Source organism: Paraburkholderia mimosarum LMG 23256 = NBRC 106338 (assembly GCF_000739815.1).
Classification (GTDB): Bacteria; Pseudomonadota; Gammaproteobacteria; order Burkholderiales; family Burkholderiaceae; genus Paraburkholderia; species Paraburkholderia mimosarum.
The window spans coordinates 1-17,428 of the sequence record NZ_BBJJ01000025.1; the positions used below are offsets into that span (position 1 = coordinate 1).

Consider the following 17,428-nt stretch of genomic DNA (forward strand, 5'->3'; position numbering starts at 1 on the left):
TCGCCATACGCCTGAAGCTGCACCTCGCGCACCGACACCGTGTCCGTCTTCGTATCGACCACCCACACCGCCGGCTTGCCTGCGGGCTGGATCAGCGCGCTCGAAGGAATTTCGATGGCGGGCGGCCGCTCGACCTTCATGTGGCCGGTGACCGTACTGCCCAGGCGCATGGCCGCCGGTGGATCGACCAGGCGCACCCTGATCGCGAAGGTGCCGGTCACTGGATCGGCGCGCGGCGATACTTCGCGCACCTTACCGATTGCCGTCACCTGCGGGTTGCTGGCCAGCGCCACGACGATGTCGGGGTTTTGCGGGGCGACGTCCTTGATGGCGGCGGGCACGTCGAATACCGCATCCACTGCGCCTTCGCGGGCGATCTGGACGATCATGCGGCCGGCCGGCACCACCTCGCCCGGCTCGGCGCCGCGCGCCGTGACCACGCCCGCGACATCGGAAACGAGATCGGTATAGCTCAGGCGGTTCTGCGCGATGCTCACCAGCGACTGCGCCGAATCGACCTGCGACTGGGTAATCTTCGCCATTGCTTCGGACTGCTCAAAGGAAGCGCGCGAGACGGCGTGCTCGGCGAGCAGATCGCGCATGCGGGTAAACATCGTGCGCGCTTCGAGCGCCTGGGCCTGGGCGGCGGCCAGCTGCGCGCGGGCGGACTGCAGGCTGCTTTCCTCGTTCATCCGGTCGAGCCGCGCGAGCACCTGGCCGGGCCTCACGCGATCCCCGACATCGACGTTGCGGGCGATCATCCGTCCGTCGATACGGAACGACTGGTTGATCTCGGCCTGTGCCTGCAGCCGGCCGGTGAGGGTGATGGTGCTTCCCGCGTCCTGCTTCTCTATCGTGATGACGCGCACCGGACGCACTTCGGCCACCGGCGCCTCTTCGTTCTTGCGGCAGCCCGTCAACAGCGCACTTGCCGCCAGGACGCCCAGCGTCAAGGTCAAAGCCAGGGATACCGATCGCCCCGTTGCTTGTATGGCAAACACTGATGTATTCCCCCGTATCCGTGGACAGGCTTCCCGTGTTCATCCGGGAACGACGACAACCGGAGTACCAGAACTACACTGCCTCGCGAATGACCGGCCAGTTCACGCAATGCCGCGATAGCACGCGGCATAACGTTGCCTATGCAACGAGTATCGGTAATCCAGCCACACCCGCTTCAGTCAGCCGAACAGCATCTCGCGCTTTGTTTTCGAACATCGGCCCAAGCGACCGTCATGCACGAGCAAAGACTAGCAAGTTTTTTATCGATCGGTATTTTGTGCTGCCATCTGCGACAGAACTGCTCAAGGGCGCGCCAAAAGTACATGGTCACGGGGCTTTCATGGTCGAAGCGCACGTTTTATTCATACGAACGACAGTTTGTTTGCAATCCTTATAACCCGTCATGATTGCGTTTCCAGGCTTCGGCGCTGACCAGGAACCTATGCGTCTTGCAGAACGGCCGGTCGCAAGGCCATACGCACGAGGCGAACGATTTCGAGAAGTGCGTCCGCGCGCTCGGGCCGCTCCGCAAGCGCGAGGATCTGCGTGAGGATTTCGCGCAACCCGGCCGCGTCTGACAGGACACCGGCGCGCAATCGGCCGTCGAACGCTTCGAGCATGGCATGCGCCGCCGCGAGTCCGTCCTTCGATATCGTGCTCTCCATTTGAGCGCACTGCTGCGCGAGCGCGTCATAGCCAAATACGTTGAGCGCACCTTTTAGCGAATGCAGCTCCGCGAGCATCCGGCCCGCATCGCCATCGTCGTACGCTGCATGGAGCGCTGTCAGTGACGTTTCGCACGACCTCAGGAACGTCGAGCGCACCTGATCCGGAATAGCCCGCCCGCCCAGCACGCCATCACGCGAGCCCTCGCGGCCATCCGCCGGCATCGGCATACGGGCTACGCCGGTGGCCTCCGATAATGTTTCCGACAACTGATCGAGCCGCAACGGCTTGATCACCAACCGTGTGATTCCAGCCGCCTCACATCGCGCGCGCTCCTCCAGCGTCGCGCTCGCCGTCGCGGCCACGATCGGCATCTCCGGCCAGCGCGCCTGGGCCTCGCGCGCGAGCCCATAGCCGTCCAGCACGGGCATCGCCAGATCCGTCAAGAGCACGTCGAAACGCTCCCGCGACAGACATTCCAGCGCGGCCTGTCCGTCTTCCGCCACATGCGGCTCGCAACCGAGCAGTTGCAACTGCTCTTCGAATAACTGCCGGTTCACGGCGTTGTCTTCCGCAACCAGCACCTTCAGGCGACGCGACAGCACGCTTTGCGTCTCCATGGCGACCTCCAGCGGTTGATCCTGCAACGTATACCGCAACGCCGCCGCCAGTCCCTTCAGGCCGTAGCTCGACACCTTCACCACCTGTCCGGTGGCGACAGGATAGACGGGGCCCTCAGGACTGCAATCGATCATCCAGGACGATTCTGCGAGCAGCTCGCGCTCATCGTCCGCGTGCCAGGTGGCCCGCCCGCCGCAAAGAATCAGCGTGTCCGCCAACGCGAGCGTCTCTGGATCGAGTTGCGCCGGATGCCGGTAGGTCTGCACCTCGAGTCCCCACGCCTGAAGCGCCGCGACCGCATAGGCGTGCCAGGCGTCGGCATCCGCCACGAACAGCACCAGCTCGTGCGCGAACCGCGGCAGGTCCGGTGCCGGCAATGCCGCGCAGTCGCCCATCGGCAAGCGCACCGTAAACGTGCTGCCCTTGCCGGGCTCGCTGCTCACCGTGATCGTCCCGCCCATCGCACTCGCTAGCCGCGCGCACAATGCCAGCCCCAATCCCGTGCCGCCATATCGGCGGCTGATCGTCGCATCGACCTGGGTGAACGCCTGGAACAGGTTCGCCTGCTGCTCGCGCGATATTCCGATGCCGCTGTCTTCCACCTCGATCACCAGCACGCCCTGGCGGCCATCGCGGGTGGGGTGATCGCTGGTGTCGATCTGCTCCGACAACCGCAGCGTCACCTCGCCCTGCTCCGTGAATTTGATGGCATTCGACAACAGGTTGTTGATCACCTGGTCGAGCCGCGTCGGATCGCCCTGCATGGGCTGCGTCGCAGCGGTGCCGAATACCCCCGACAGCGTCAAGCCCTTCGCCCGCGCCAGCGGCCCGAAAATCGTCAGCGCCCGCGAGGCCACGTCCTGCGCATCGAACACGATGTGCTCCAGCGCCATCTCGCCCGCTTCGATCTTCGAGAAATCGAGCACGTTGCTCACGATCGCAAGCAAGCCGTCCGATGAACTGCGGATGGTCATCAGCCGGTCGCGCTGCAATGCGTCGAGCTGCGAGTGCGACAGCAGCTCCAGATTGCCGAGGATCGCATTGAGTGGCGTGCGGATCTCGTGGCTCATCGCCGCGAGGAACGCCGATTTCGCCGCGTTCGCCGAGTCAGCCGCCTGTTTCGCCTCCCGCAGCTGGCGCGCGAGATTCCTTTCCGCCGTCACGTCCGTGAACGCCGCCACCAGCACATCCTGCGCCTGATAACGAGCCGGCACGATACTCACCGAGAGATCCATCTGCCCGCCTTCACGCGTGGGCAGCGTCAGGTCTTCATGGGTGACGGCTTTCGCCCCGCTGGCCCCGCCGCGCGCCCGGTGACGTCGAACCAGTTCCGCAGCAAGAACTGGCTCTGGCGTGACCATCTGCCTGGCCGTGTTGATCATTGTCGGGCTGCTCAACAGCGCGCGCCCGCTGTCCACGGCGATCAGTTCCAGCCCGACAGGCGCCGTCTCGACCAGAGTACGGCTCAATTGCTCGCTCTCGAACACCCGCTGGGATTGGGTCAGAACGGGCTGGAAAACGCGTCGATTGAATAACAGAATGAGCGTCCACACCACGAGGAGGATGACGCCCGAGGTGGCTGCCGAGGCGCCAACCGGACCGCTCACGCCTCTTGCAATGGCACGCCACGACTCGATAAAAACGAGCGTCGCGCCCGTCGCGCCGATTGGCCAGACAAACATCACGTGGCCATCGCGATAGACGGTCCCCGTCGTCGCGGCGATGCTTTGCGAGCCCAGCGTTCGGGCGATAGTTAGGGACTCCATGTCAACCGCGCGCCCTGCGGCCGATGTGATCACCTTTCCATCGTGCCCGAAAAGCAGCAACGAACCATCAAAGCCGATTCTTCCGAGCGCAGCCGTGACAGTGGAGACAGGCAATTCATAAACCGCCACACCGAACGGCTTCTGGTTGTCGTCGAATACGGTCGCTGCGACTCGAATTGCCGGATCGCCGCTCAGAGGGCTTTCGTAGCTGGGCAACCAGCGAAGCGCCCTCCCACCCGTGCGGGGATCATGCGAAGGCGCGCCTTCCGGCGCGAGAAGATCGCCGTGGGGGCCAAACAATGCGGCCAACAGCCCGGCATGCCCGGAAAAAAGCGGCTCCATTCGGGCATCGCCGGGCCACGGCGTCGCCGCCACGAGCACGACCCCATGGTCAGGGCTGTACAACCATGCACGCAGGGCGCCGCCGTTTCGCTCAGCGGTTGCCGTCAGCGCACGGCTCATCTGATCCGCAAACTGGATATACCGCCCGACTGCCGCGCCAGACGAGGCAGCCGACGTGCCGACAATCGTCACAGGCACCTGATCGGGGGACTGTTGCAAACGAAGCCTCTGGCCGTTTGCGTTGAATTGCTCGACAAGGGCCGGCGAGGCTCGCTCACCCGCGCGCCATGCAAGTTCGATGTACCGGACGGAGTTTTGCACCAGCGCAACCTGGCTCATATACAGACCGGAAACCCGGTTCTCATTGAGCAGGACTTCCTGACGCTGAAGTGCGATATAGGCGCGCACGACGGATGCGACCTCGATGGCGAACGCGGCCAGCACGACCACCGTGATCACTGCCCCGCCGCCAAACATCAACAGATGCTGATAGCGGCGAAAGCGGTCCAGCAGATTGCCTTGCCCGGATCGTGTCATAGGTTCCGGAGGTGCCGACGCTTGCGCCGGGTGCCTCGCCTTGAAGTGGCTTGATCAGCAGGTTGCCGCCCGATTATCCACCGCGCGGCGAAACGGCGAACGCTGGATGACCTGCGGCAGGACAGCGCCATTCCTCACCGCGTCACGTCTCGACTTCCTCGACGCCGCGACCCATCGCGTCAAACTCGCTCTTCCCGACCGCGCCGAGGCCATCGCGCCTGATTCGCGCATCCAGTTCGGCATGCCTCGCGGCGAGCTCACCGTATCCGAGCACGCTCAGCGCACCACGCATCGAATGCAGCTGCGCCAGCACCGCTGCCGCGTCACCGGCATCGTAGGCGGCCTCGATTTCCATCCGCGAAGTTTCGCGCGACGCCAGGAGCGCCTTCAGCATCTGCGCGGGCAATGGCCGGCCACCCAGCATGCCAGCACGCGCAACCCCGCTCGCGCCAGCTCCCGCGACCACGCCCGGCACGCCAGTCACCGCCGACAACGTCGCCGCCAGATCGGCGAGCTGCAATGGCTTGATCACCACCCGCGCGACGCCGGCGGCCTCGCAACGCGCGCGCTCCTCAGGCGTCGCGTTGGCGGTCGCCGCGACGACCGGCATCTCCGGCCAGCGCAAGCTCGCCTCGCTCGCCAGCGCATAGCCGTCCAGCACCGGCAGCGCCAGATCCGTCACCAGCACGTCGAAGCGCTCGCGCTGGAGACATTCGAGCGCACCCTGGCCGTCCTCAGCCAGATGCGTCTCGCAGCCCAGCAGGCTGAACTGCTCCTCGAAAAGCCGCCGGTTTACCGCGTTATCCTCTGCCACCAGCACCTTGAGTCTGCGCGAAAACACGCGCTGCACGTCCTCGCCGGCCGCGAGCGGCTCGCCCTCCAGCGTGTACCGTAATGCCGCCGCCAATCCCTTCAGGCCGTAGCAGGAGACCTTGACCTGGCCGCCGGCCGCAACCGGGCAGGCTGGCCCGTCGACACCGCAATCGATGATCCACGCCGCCTCCTCGGCGAGGCGGCGCTCGTCATCCGTGTGCCAGGTGTCGTGCTCGCCGCAGATGATCAGCGTCTGTGCTTCCTCCAGCATCGCCTGATCGATCTGCGCCGGATCGTGGCACGCCTGCACGCTCAAGCCCCATGCCTCGAGCGCCGCCACCGCGTAGGTGTGCCATACGTCGGCGCGGGCGAGAAACAGCACGCGCTCACCCGCGAAACGCGGCATGTCCGGCGCCGCGTCCCATGCGTGCCCCCCCGAGCGGCAAGCGCACAGTAAACACGCTGCCTTCGCCCGGTGCGCTCCGTACAGCAATCGAGCCGCCCATCGCATCGATCAACCGTGCGCACAGCGCCAAACCGAGCCCCGTGCCCCCAAAGCGGCGGTTGATCGTCGCATCTGCTTGGCTGAATGCCCGGAAGAGCAGCGCTTGCTGTTCCAGCGACATACCGACGCCGCTGTCTTCGACCTCGATCACGAGCTGACCGCCCCGAACGGAATCACCCGCCTCGACGGACATGCGCAACGTGACCTCACCGCGTTCGGTGAACTTGATCGCGTTCGACAGCAGATTGTTCATCACTTGTCCGAGCCGCGTCGGATCGCCTTGCATCGGCTGTGTGAGCGCGGGACCGAATGCTCCCGACAACGTCAGGCCTTTCGCGCGCGCCACCGGTCCGAACATCGCGAGCGCCCGCGTGGCCACCTCATGCGCGTCGAAGGCGAGGTGCTCAAGCGTCATCTCGCCGGCCTCGATCTTCGAGAAGTCGAGCACGTCGCTGACGATAGCAAGGAGTCCTTGCGATGACTGCCGAACCGTCTTCAGACGATCGCGCTGCAACGCAGCGAGCGGCGAGCAGGACAGCAATTCCAGATTCCCGATGATCGCATTCAGCGGCGTGCGGATCTCATGGCTCATCGCCGCGAGGAACGCCGACTTCGCCGCATTGGCCGAGTCGGCCGCCAGCTTCGCCTCGCGCAGCCGACGCTCGATCTGCCTTTGCGCCGTCACGTCGGTGAACGCCGTGACGAGCACATCCTGCCCCTGGTAGCGTGCCGGCGCGGCGCTTACCGAGAAGTCCATCGTCGCGCCGTCGTGCGCGGGCAACGACCAGTCCTCATGCACAAGGCTGTTCGCGCCCGGCGTGCCCTCACGCTGCCGATAGCGCCGCACCAGCTCCGCCGTCAGCGTCTCTTCCGGCATGGCCAGGCGCGCGGCGGCGTCGATCATCGCGGGACTACGCAAAAGCGGCTCGCCGCTCTCAACGGCGATGAGCGCGAGTCCGACAGGCACCGTCTCGATCAGCGTACGGCTCAGATGTTCGCTTTCGAACACACGCCGCGAGCGCTCGAGCACGGGCCGGTACATGCGAAGCTTGAAATAAATCAGAAAGATCCACATCACCGACAACGTCGCGATCGTCGCCGCCGCACCGACAGTTGCCTCGCGGCCAATGCTCGCGAGAACGTCGCGCCATGTGATCGCGTAGACGAGAACCCAGCCCGTATCGCCAAGACGATCGGAGATCGTGAATACGCCGTCGTGCGCGATTTCTATTTTGCGGTGGCCGATCGACGTCACCATGGCCGCCACCTGCATGCGTTGGACCAGCGCGGGATCGACGGCCTCCCCGGCCGTGCTCGCGACGATTGCCCCGTTTTGGCCGATGACCATATAGATCCCGTCGAGCGTATCGACACTCAGCGGCGAAGTGAGAACCTCCGGGGCATACTCGGTGACGAGCGTCGCGACTTGCGCCCCCTCGTCGAGAACCGGGGCGGCAAGACGAATCGCCATCTTTCCGGTCAGTGGGCTGATGGTCGGCGCCATCCATGTGATGGGTCGGCGCGCGTCAGCCTGTTCTTCGGGACGCAGCACGCTCAGCTCATCGAGCCCACTGCCCAAGGCCTCGATCAGGCGCTCGCGCCCGCCACCGGCACCGGTCATCAGCGCCCGACTGGACTGCGGCGCAGTGAGGATCCCTGCAAGATTGCGCTCTTTGGCAATGAAATAGCGGTTCGCCTCCTTCCCGCGCAGCCGCGCGTTGACTGCGCTCACGCGTCCCATTCGTGCGGTGAGACCGACGTAACGACGCAGCAGTTCGTCCTGCGGCAATTTGCCATGGATTCCTGACAATATGGGTGAAAGCGAAGCGGACGGCGGTTGAAGCACGAATGCATAGCCGTTCGTGCCGAAACGCTCGACGAGCGCGGGGTCGATGTGATCCTCCTCGCGCCATGCCAGCTCGCCCGCGACGAGGGTCGAGCGGAACAGCGATTCGCTCGACTTGATTTCGTCCATGACGAGGTTGCGGCCGACGAGGAAAGCCTGCCGCTCGTCGGCGAGATGTTCAGCGACCGTCGACCAGATCACGACCCCGAAAGCGAACAGGATCATCAGCGAAATGACCACGCCGCCGCCGAAAATGAGCCATTGCTTGTAACGATGCAACTGACCTAAAACCTCGTTTTGGGGACGGGAAGACATGGCGACACCGGTTGATTTTCATGGATCAACAGCGCGCTTCATGCATCTCACCCGCGTGGGCGCACCGACCGGATCGATTATCGCGACGCGCCCGCGCCTCAGGACAAGAACACCTTATAAATCAGACAGATACGTCGGAAATTCGCCCCTATATCAGACTAGTCAGACGTGAACGGACGACTTCGAGCCGAGGTCCGGCCAGGTTGCCGGATCTTTCGGTCGGTTTCGGGTACATTAAGTCGGACGTCGCCTGTCAGTGCATCGTGTCTACGCGGAGATTGGCATGAGCAGAATGAAAATCCGTCTTGTGCTTGCCGACGATCATCCCGCGCTGCTTTCGGGCATCAAGCACGATCTGGCCGGCGTGCCGACGCTAGAAATCGTAGGCGAGGCAGCCGACTCGGGCGAGCTCGTCAAGATCCTGCAGAGCAAACCCTGCGATGTCCTGATTACCGATTACGCAATGCCCGGTGGCGAGTACGGCGACGGCCTGACGCTCCTCTCCTACCTGCGGCGCACCTGGCCGGCGCTCAAGATCGTGGTCTTCACGATGATCGAAAACCCCGCCATCACGCGCGAAATCGCGAAACTGGGCGTGCAGTCGGTGCTGAGCAAGGCCCACGACACGAGCCACCTGATCTCGGCGGTTCACGCCGTGCATGCCGGCGCCACCTATTTTCGTGCGTCGCCTCGCGAAACCGAAGACGCCGCTCCCGATCTCGCCCTTGCGAGGAACCCGCGCGCGCTGACGCTGAGCACGCGTGAGACGGAAGTGATCCGGCTTTTCGTGTCGGGAATGTCGGTGAATGAAATCGCCGACCAGCTGCATCGCACGAAGCAGACAATCAGCGCCCAGAAAACGCGCGCGATGCGCAAACTCGGTATCGAGCGCGACGCCGATCTGTTCCGGTTCGCGTTCGAAGCGGGGCTCGGTGTCGCGACCGACGGCCCGCGCCAGGATGGCTGAGCAAGCCGGGGATCTCGCCCGCCGCAATCAGCCCAATATCGACCGTTCGAAAAGTGAATTTCCGGAGATTGAAAAACATCGAACGTGTCCCCGCATTGACAATGCCGCAGGTGCCCCATAAGATGAATTCAGAATGCACCTCTTGACATCCCCCTATGAGCAATACTCCGGCCAAGGCCCCGAAGGCACCCCGGCGCACCGCCCTGCGCCAGACTACCTTAAGCGAAACGATTTACTCGGAAATCCGCACACGTCTGCAGCGCGGCACAATCGGCATCGATGACCGCATTCTGGACTACGAGATCGCTGACGAATTCAACTGCACGCGTATGCCCGTGCGCCAGGCTTTGTTGCGACTCGTCAACGAGGGGTATCTGGCCGGTACTTTCCGGGGCTTTATTGTGCCGACGCTTATGCCTGACGACGTTCGCGAGATTTTTGAAGTGCGTCGACTGCTTGAGCCGAGCGCCGCGGCTAGCGCGGCGGCCACGATTGACGAGAATTGCGTTGATGCAATGAAGCGTGCCTACCAGCAGGCACGCAAGGCCTGTACAAAAAAAGACGGCGATTCAATGATCGAAGCCAATGTGGCGTTTCGCGATGCATGGCTCGGCGCAGTTCGCAATTCGCGTCTCCAGGATGCGATCCGCCGTTTTGCAGATCATGCTCAGCAGGTGCGACTTCACACGCTGAGGGATCACGCAACGCAAAAGATAGTCGTCGATGGCATGAAAGCCATCCTTGACGGTTTTAACGACCGTGATCCCGCACGAATCCGTTCCGCGATGCTCGATTTCATTACCGGCGCCGAACACCGCTACTTCATGTCGCTGAACCGTGAAAATTGATTGCGTCTCTGGGGACGCCCCGGCGTCGCAGGGCAGCCTGTCACCGAAGTCCAGCACAGGCTCTTCGCTGCGACCTACACCCCAGAGATAAATCGTCCAAAGGTACCGTTGTGATAGACCAGATTTGGCGCAGTATCGGCCTGATCTGCGGGGAGGGCAACATGCTCGACCCTGCCAATCACGACCAGATGACTGCCATGAGCCACTGTCTTCTCTACGCGGCAGGCAAAGGCGACAAGTGAGTCATCGAGCACCGGTACGCCCTCGGGTGAAAGATGCCACTGGCCAAACCCGAACCGGGAAGTCTGGTCGTGCCCGCTCATGCCACCAAACGCCCGCGCGAGCGCTTCGTGATGCACTGACAGCACATTGACCGTGAAAGGTATTCCGGTCGCCACCAGTTTTCCAACCGAACTGGACTGATTGATACAGGCGAGTAACGACGCGGGCTCCGCCGAAACAGAACATACCGCCGTAGCGGCAATTCCAGCGGGCGTACCATCAGGCTGGAGCGCGACCAATACCGTTACGCCTCCCGCGAGATGGCGCATGGCCTGCTTGAATGAAAGTGTATCGGCGGGCGTCATCGTATGATGCACTTGCTGCAGTTGCAGGTTGGGTTGCATGGCTGTCGCCCTCATTCGGTACGCAGTCCGGCGGCGCGCATTAGGGGGATTACACGCTCGCAAAAATACGGCAACTCGTCCGCATAGTTGACAAACGTGAGCGCAGCACCACCGAAGCCGGCTTCATGCATGCGTACCATTTCGGCGACAATCTGCTCAGGAGTACCAACCAGCGGGTAGCTTCCGGCGCCTGCAGCAAATCGCTGCCGGTATCGGCGGTACGCCTCGTCATCGTGGCTGTTGGAGAACTCCTTTTTCCGGCTCATGTGGTCCTCGACCGCAGGTTCGTCCACATGGCGAACCGAGTAATGATCATAGTATTCGCGAGCTTCCTTTTCCGTCTCGCGGCACACCACGTGGGCAACCGTGTAGACGCCGATATCACGTCCTGCGTTGCGACCTCGCTCGCGCATCTCGGCAACGTGCTGGCGCCCGGCCTCCAGGTCTGTAAACGTCGTAAAAAGATAGTCGCAATGCCGGGCAGCAAACTCACGGCCGGGAGGCCCGAACGCGGCATTCATGGTTATCGGGCGCGGGCTTTGGAGCGCCGCCGGTCGGGTAACCGCCTGCTTGAGGTGATAGAAGTCGCCAGAATAGTCAAACGGTGCCGATTCGGTGTAAAGGCGCGTGATGATCTCGGCCCATTCCCCCGCCTGGGCATAGGGGGTGTCGGTAAGGGTGGCACCAAACATCGCGAATTCTTCCGGGTTCCACCCGCACACGATGTTCAAGCCGGCGCGGCCGTGACTGATATGGTCCACCGTGGCAAGCGCCTTCGCGGCATACAGGGGGTGCACGAGCGGCACGTGCACGGTCATGAACAGGGCGATACGCTGCGTCACCGCCGCGAGGCCAGCCGCAAACGTAAAGGTTTCAAATGACCACTCGCGCGCCCGCGTTGCACCACCAAACCCCTTCCACCGGGCAATGGGCAGAAAGAAGTCGATGCCGCCGCGATCGGCGATGATGGCCGCGCGCTGTATGTCGTCCCACTGTGCAGTCCATCTTTCCGGCACTGTGGTGAACGATAGTCCACCGTCGGCATTCGCCGAAAAGACGCCGATCTTGAATGGGGCGGAACTGCGCATCGGGTTGGTAACGAGCGTGCTCATCGTGTCTCCTTTCTGTAGCAGGCGGGTACTACATGCGAAACCATGGTACCGGTCATTGGGTAGTGCACATTGCGGCCATCGAAGGGCGGCGACGCTTCGTAGTCACGTCGCATTTCGGTCCTGACAGGCGAATGCAGAGCCTGCGTCAGTGCCTCCGGACCCTCGAAGACGACCTTGTTTCGTTGTACAAACGTTTCCCGCCGGGCGGAAAGCGAGGTCATCCAGTCCAGCCGCGTATAGATTTCCACCAGCCGGATATCTGGAAGCCGAAACATCAACGGTAGATGGTGGTCCAGATAGTGACCAAGCCAGGTATCGTAGCTTTCGGGCGCGCCCTCGTAGCCGACCAGGTACGCACAATGCCGGGGAGGCACGGCACCATTGCGCTTGACTGGATGGCTTCGAACCACCATTGCCTGCTGGGTAACGTCGGCACCGGCGAGCCACGTGAAGGCAAGGGGATCAAGCAATGCTTGCAGTGCGCCGCTGCGACGCGAAGCCGATTCCAGCGAATCCAGCCCATCGAAGTAGCACTGCAAAACAAGTGATGGAGGACCGTCATCCTTCAGATACGGGTCGGAGGCCGCTGTTGGCACATGGAGCACGGCATCGGACAACCCGGGCACTGCTGCGACACACGATGCGAAGTCGCCGGGTAACAGCGGACCCGCGTCGGACGAAAGCCTGTACGTCAGGAAAAGAGAAAGCACCATCGCTCCGCGTCCTGTCTTGACCAGCGCCAGGGCTCGCCGGTCTGTGGGTAACCATCTCGAAAAACTGAATTCTGAATTTAGAACGAAGACTATGGGATCGCCATTTCGAAGTCAAGCGCAATTCCATCGCGCGGCACCGTTCAGCGAGATATTGCGCGGCAACAGTGGGATCTTGTACGCGTTAACCCGAGATCGGCGTGTTTGGTATTGATTGACATCTAAAGTTTACCTATCGTTGTGTTTCAAACAGAATTCAGAATGTTGGAAATCAACGAGGACTACCCAATGCTGTTCACTTCTCTGAAGTCGCGCCTGGATTCCCCGAATTCCGTCGACCTGATCTGGCTTGCGCTCGGGAGCGTCGCCATGGCGGAATTCGCGGCACACGCCCGGCCGGGCGCAGTCGTACTCGATCTTCAGCACGGCCTTTGGGATCGCGCTTCCATGGAGTCGGCCATCGCGGTGATCGGCAAGCAGGTGCCCGTCATCGCGCGTTGCGCCGCTAACGGTGCGCACGAAATTGCTCAGGCGCTCGATGCGGGCGCCGCATCCATACTGGTTCCGCTCGTCGAGACTGCCGACGATGCTCGTCGCGCGGTCGAGTACGCCCGGTATCCTCCGCTGGGAAAACGCTCGGCTGGTGGAGTCCGTCCCTTGCTTCACGGCATGGAGACGATGATCGAGTCAGGATTGCAGGTAGCAGTAGGAGTCCTGATCGAAACGGTGACTGGCATCGAAAACGCGGATGCCATCGCGGCCGTACCCGGCATCGATTACCTGTTCATCGGCACGGGCGATCTGTCGCTTTCGCGCGGCACAGCGGACCCGCACACGATCGGACGCGACTGCGATCGTGTGCGGGCTGCCGCCAGGGCACACGGGTTGCCTTGCGGAATTTATACCCGCGACGCAGAGGCGACACGCGAAGCCTTTGCGCAAGGGTATCGCATGGCTGTAGCGGCCAACGACATCGACCTGATCAAGCAAGGCTTCCGTGTCGCACATGATGCCGCACTGAAATAGCCCGGTACGAAGGCACCCGCTTCAATCGGCTACGCAACACCTGGCAAGCGCCTTGGCGCTCATCGACGTGGGGTGCCAACGTCGCATCGACGAAATCCAGACAAAGACATGAGGAGACCTACGCATGAGTTCCACCCAAAGCACATCGAGTTCGTTTTCGGCCGCAGGCGCGGATCCTGGCCGATTACTCTTTTCGAAGATCGCATGGCGTTTGATGCCCTTTCTGTTCGCCTGCTACCTGGTGGCGCAGATCGACAGGATGAATGTCGCGTTCGCCAAACTGGAAATGCTGGACAACCTGGGTTTCTCCGAAGCCGTGTACGGCGTTGGGGCGGGGGTTTTCTTTATCGGCTACTTCCTGTTTGAGGTTCCAAGCAACCTGTTGCTTCGGCGCTATGGCGCTCACCGATGGATCGCGCGCATCATGATTTCGTGGGGCGCGGTATCTGCGTGCATGATGTTCGTCCAGACACCCCTTCAGTTCTATGTCATGCGATTTCTGCTCGGTGTTGCCGAAGCCGGCTTTTTCCCCGGGGTCATTTATTACCTGACCGACTGGTTTACCCGTGAGTACCGCGCACGGATCACCGCCATCCTCATGACGGCGATCGCGGTCTCCGGCGTGATTGTCGGGCCAATCTCAGGGGCTATCCTGCATTCCATGGGGGGGCACGGTGGCATTGCGGGGTGGCAATGGTTATTCCTGCTGGAGGGCGTGCCCTCCGTGGTTCTCGGCGTGGTGACGTTATTCTGGCTTCCGCCTTCACCGGCCCGCGCAACGTTCCTCAGTCAGGGCGAAAAGCAGCTTCTGGCGGCGCGAATTGCCGAAGAGCGAACGACTGTCGATGATGTGCCGGTGCGGTCGCTACTTCTCTCCCCTCGTCTATGGATTTTTTCCGCGCTGTACGCGAGCTACGGGATGTCTTTTTTCGGCTTCGTCTTCTGGCTGCCGACCATCATCAAGTCGTCGGGAGTCAAGGACCCACTTTCGATCGGGCTGCTGTCAGCCATTCCCTGGGCTGTCGCCGTCATCGCCATGTTCATGGTCGCGGCCTGGGTGGACCGCCGCCAGAACCCACGGCCGGCGCTCATCGTGCTTTCGCTTCTCGCAGCCATCGGCTGGGTAGCAAGCCCGGCCGTATCGGGCAGTGTCCCGCTTTCGCTGGCCGTGCTCAGTCTGGCGATGTTCGGCTTGATGGCATCGCTGCCGGTGTTCTGGAATCTCCCGATCGCCGTCTGGCAAGGCGGCGCGAGCGCGATAGCGATCGCCATCATCACCTCCATCGGCAATCTGCCGGGCCTCTTTTCTCCCTCTATCGTCGGCTGGATAAAGACGGTCACGGGTCGTATGGACTCGGCAATGTACATGTTCGCAGCAGCGTCCCTTGTCGGGGTGATTTTGCTTGCGATTCCGTGCGGAAACAAAACCCCAGGTGCGAAATGAAGTCACGCACGGACTCACTCGACCAAGGAGACTGAAATGGCTTACCCACCCATCGTCATCGCGCTCATCGAGGCCCTCGGCGCAGATGTGGTCAGTCTGCGCGAAACGATCGCGGGGCGTCGCTGGGCGGACTGGAGCGGAGAGCCCGCTGATATACCGCTTGCTCTGCTGCGCCCACGTTCCACCGCCCAGTTGAGCGAAGCGATGTCGATCTGCACGCTCTACTGCCAGCCGGTCGTTGTACAGGGAGGGCTGACGGGCCTCGCAGGAGGGGCGTGTACACGCGCCAGCGATGTTGCGATAAGCCTGGAGCGCATGACCCGCATCTGCGAAGTCGATCCGGTATCGGCGACGCTCACGGCCGAAGCGGGGGCGACGCTCGAATCCGTGCAGAATGCCGCGGCCGAGGCGGGATTGACGTTTCCGTTCGACCTTGGTGCGCGCGGTAGTTGCACGATCGGCGGGAACCTCGCGACCAATGCGGGTGGCAATCGTGTCATCAAGTACGGCATGGCACGCGACCAGGTGCTCGGGCTGGAAGCGGTGCTGGCAAACGGCGACGTGATCGACAGTACGCACAAGATGGTCAAGAACAATACCGGTTACGATCTGCGCAACCTGATGATCGGTAGCGAGGGCACGCTCGGCATCATCACGCGCGTCGTCTTGCGCTTGCGGCCACCGGCCAGCGCGGTGGCGACGGCATGGTGCGGCGTGGGAACCTACGAGTCAGTGACGGGGTTGTTATCGCTTGCCCAGCGGCGGCTCCCGACCGGCGTGTCGGCGTTTGAGGTGATGTGGCCGAGCTTCGTTGACTATATGACGACACATGTTCCTGACATTCGCAATCCGCTCGACGAGCGGCACAACTTTCATGTGCTGATGGAGTCGGTTGGCACGACTGAACCCGAGCACCAGGAAGTCTTCCAGTGTTTCCTCGAGGAAGCGCTCGAGGAAGGGTTGATCGAAAATGCCGCGCTTGCGCAGTCAAAGGGCGATGCAGCCGAGTTCTGGCGGATCCGGGATTCGACGGCGGAATTTCCCGTCCTGATGCCAGACCTGATCGCATTCGACGTCAGCTTTTCGATTGCCGACATTGGCAGGGCGGCACAGGAATGCGACGCGGCCCTCCGCAATACCTGGCCCACCAGCACCGTGCTGACCTACGGGCACCTCGGCGACGGGAATCTGCACCTTATCGTGCAGGTTCCCGGAGCCGATGCGGCAACGGTCGATGCCGTCGAAAATCTCGTCTACGGGATCGTGCGCGACTATCGTGGCTCGGTCTCCGCCGAACACGGAATTGGCTCCAAAAAGCGCGATGTACTCGGTCATACGCGCAGCGTGGCGGAGATTGCGGCAATGCGCGCGATCAAGGCTGCACTCGATCCGCACAATATTCTGAATCCCGATAAGGTGCTTCCGGCCTGAAGCTGGCACTGAGTCTGCGTCGCATTCGATCAGCGCGGGCCGCAACCCGGCCCTCCATTGGAGCCTAGCCAACAATCGACTTCCCTCTGCACCGCGGGGGGCGAGTGTCACCGTCGGATGCCGTCACGCGTTCGGTGACCGTCTCCCGATATCGGCGGCCGTATTTGGGGCGGCAGCGCATGCTCCACGTCGCCGGTTCTGACTCGTTCGTCCTAGAATGAACTCAGAGGTGCATCATGAATCGCGGACGCGTCTTCGGGCTACTGTGCGGCGCCATCCTTGCCGGTTGCGTATCGGCGGGTGTCGAAGTGAGGCCCGAACAGATGGCGGACTTCAAGCACGGCGTGACGCGCCTGCAGGACGTCATTGCCGCGCTCGGCCCGGCGTCGGTGGAAACTGCGCTGGACGACGGCTCGACGCTGCTCGTCTACACCTACGTGACGTCGCGCCCCCACCCGGAAAACTATCTGCCGTTCATCGGAGCGCTTGTCGGCGGCGCCGACACGCACTCGTCCGCGGCCGTGTTTCTGTTCGATTCACGCGGCCTGCTCAAGAGCGCGAACACCACGAGCACGAACGTCGGCACCGGCGTGAGCAGCGGCGCCCACACGGCTCAACCCAACGCGCCCGTGCGAAGCTCGGAACCGTCCGTTGTGACCAGGGACGCCCAGCCGGCGGCCGTGCAGAGCGTCGAACCGATGATGGAAGAGGACGACGTCGGGCCGGCGCTGCAATCGCCCGTCGAGCGCCTACCGCAAGACGGTGCTCCGCCGGAGCCCGTTGAATAGCCGGGCACTCGCTGGAAACGACGTCGCCGGATCGTCGAGGCCGCATCACCATCGCGTCGGTTG

Annotated in this window: 13 protein-coding genes; 6 read left to right on the forward strand and 7 right to left on the reverse strand. The window is 62.6% G+C overall.

Annotated elements, in window-relative coordinates:
* From BMI01S_RS19205 to BMI01S_RS38165, 4 genes are all read right to left on the reverse strand, one after another.
* Positions 1 to 869: efflux RND transporter periplasmic adaptor subunit (locus BMI01S_RS19205; protein WP_156123878.1), on the reverse strand; the 869-nt coding region annotated here is incomplete at its 3' end.
* Between the two features lie 573 nt (positions 870 to 1,442).
* Positions 1,443 to 4,934, reverse strand: a complete 3,492-nt coding sequence (locus BMI01S_RS19210) for an ATP-binding protein (protein ID WP_051381444.1) — start codon at positions 4,932 to 4,934, stop codon at positions 1,443 to 1,445.
* A gap of 142 nt (positions 4,935 to 5,076) precedes the next feature.
* On the reverse strand, positions 5,077 to 6,153 hold the full coding sequence (locus BMI01S_RS19215) for a response regulator (RefSeq protein ID WP_028231425.1): 1,077 nt from the start codon (positions 6,151 to 6,153) through the stop codon (positions 5,077 to 5,079).
* Positions 6,134 to 8,413 (reverse strand): hybrid sensor histidine kinase/response regulator, encoded by a 2,280-nt coding sequence (locus BMI01S_RS38165; protein ID WP_081723457.1) that lies wholly within the window; start codon positions 8,411 to 8,413, stop codon positions 6,134 to 6,136. Before BMI01S_RS38165 ends, BMI01S_RS19215 begins: the two co-directional genes overlap by 20 nt.
* Before the next feature lie 283 nt (positions 8,414 to 8,696).
* Between BMI01S_RS38165 and BMI01S_RS19225 the strand changes: the two genes are divergently transcribed.
* Together BMI01S_RS19225 and BMI01S_RS19230 are read left to right on the forward strand one after the other, a co-directional pair.
* Complete coding sequence (locus BMI01S_RS19225; RefSeq protein WP_028212803.1) at positions 8,697 to 9,380, forward strand: response regulator transcription factor; 684 nt, start codon at positions 8,697 to 8,699, stop codon at positions 9,378 to 9,380.
* 155 nt (positions 9,381 to 9,535) lie between these two features.
* Positions 9,536 to 10,228 carry a GntR family transcriptional regulator gene (locus tag BMI01S_RS19230; RefSeq protein ID WP_042290198.1) on the forward strand — a complete coding sequence of 231 codons (693 nt, stop codon included), beginning with the start codon at positions 9,536 to 9,538 and terminating at the stop codon, positions 10,226 to 10,228.
* A 74-nt stretch (positions 10,229 to 10,302) separates the two neighbouring features.
* Here BMI01S_RS19230 and BMI01S_RS19235 read toward each other — a convergent pair whose 3' ends face one another.
* The 3 genes from BMI01S_RS19235 to BMI01S_RS19245 are packed head-to-tail and all read right to left on the reverse strand — an operon-like array spanning position 10,303 to position 12,679.
* Complete coding sequence (locus BMI01S_RS19235; protein ID WP_161635536.1) at positions 10,303 to 10,854, reverse strand: flavin reductase family protein; 552 nt, start codon at positions 10,852 to 10,854, stop codon at positions 10,303 to 10,305.
* A gap of 11 nt (positions 10,855 to 10,865) precedes the next feature.
* Entirely contained in the window at positions 10,866 to 11,966 is a 1,101-nt protein-coding gene (locus tag BMI01S_RS19240) for an LLM class flavin-dependent oxidoreductase (RefSeq protein WP_042290200.1), read from the reverse strand.
* Complete coding sequence (locus BMI01S_RS19245; RefSeq protein WP_051381443.1) at positions 11,963 to 12,679, reverse strand: hypothetical protein; 717 nt, start codon at positions 12,677 to 12,679, stop codon at positions 11,963 to 11,965. The genes BMI01S_RS19240 and BMI01S_RS19245 overlap by 4 nt, the downstream gene beginning before the upstream one ends.
* Before the next feature lie 258 nt (positions 12,680 to 12,937).
* On the opposite strand from BMI01S_RS19245, the gene BMI01S_RS19250 reads away from it, so the two are divergent.
* The 4 genes from BMI01S_RS19250 (at position 12,938) to BMI01S_RS19265 (ending at position 17,365) form a co-directional block, all read left to right on the forward strand.
* Positions 12,938 to 13,702, forward strand: coding sequence for an HpcH/HpaI aldolase family protein (locus tag BMI01S_RS19250; RefSeq protein ID WP_081716067.1), 765 nt, complete (start codon positions 12,938 to 12,940; stop codon positions 13,700 to 13,702).
* Between the two features lie 124 nt (positions 13,703 to 13,826).
* Positions 13,827 to 15,146 (forward strand): MFS transporter, encoded by a 1,320-nt coding sequence (locus BMI01S_RS19255; protein WP_028231422.1) that lies wholly within the window; start codon positions 13,827 to 13,829, stop codon positions 15,144 to 15,146.
* Positions 15,147 to 15,233: 87 nt separating this feature from the next.
* A complete protein-coding gene (locus BMI01S_RS19260) occupies positions 15,234 to 16,577 on the forward strand; it encodes an FAD-binding oxidoreductase (RefSeq protein WP_407669037.1) in 1,344 nt (447 codons plus the stop codon).
* Between the two features lie 236 nt (positions 16,578 to 16,813).
* Positions 16,814 to 17,365: a hypothetical protein gene (locus BMI01S_RS19265; protein ID WP_028231420.1), complete on the forward strand. Its 552-nt coding sequence runs from the start codon at positions 16,814 to 16,816 to the stop codon at positions 17,363 to 17,365.
* The last annotated feature ends 63 nt before the right edge of the window (positions 17,366 to 17,428 follow it).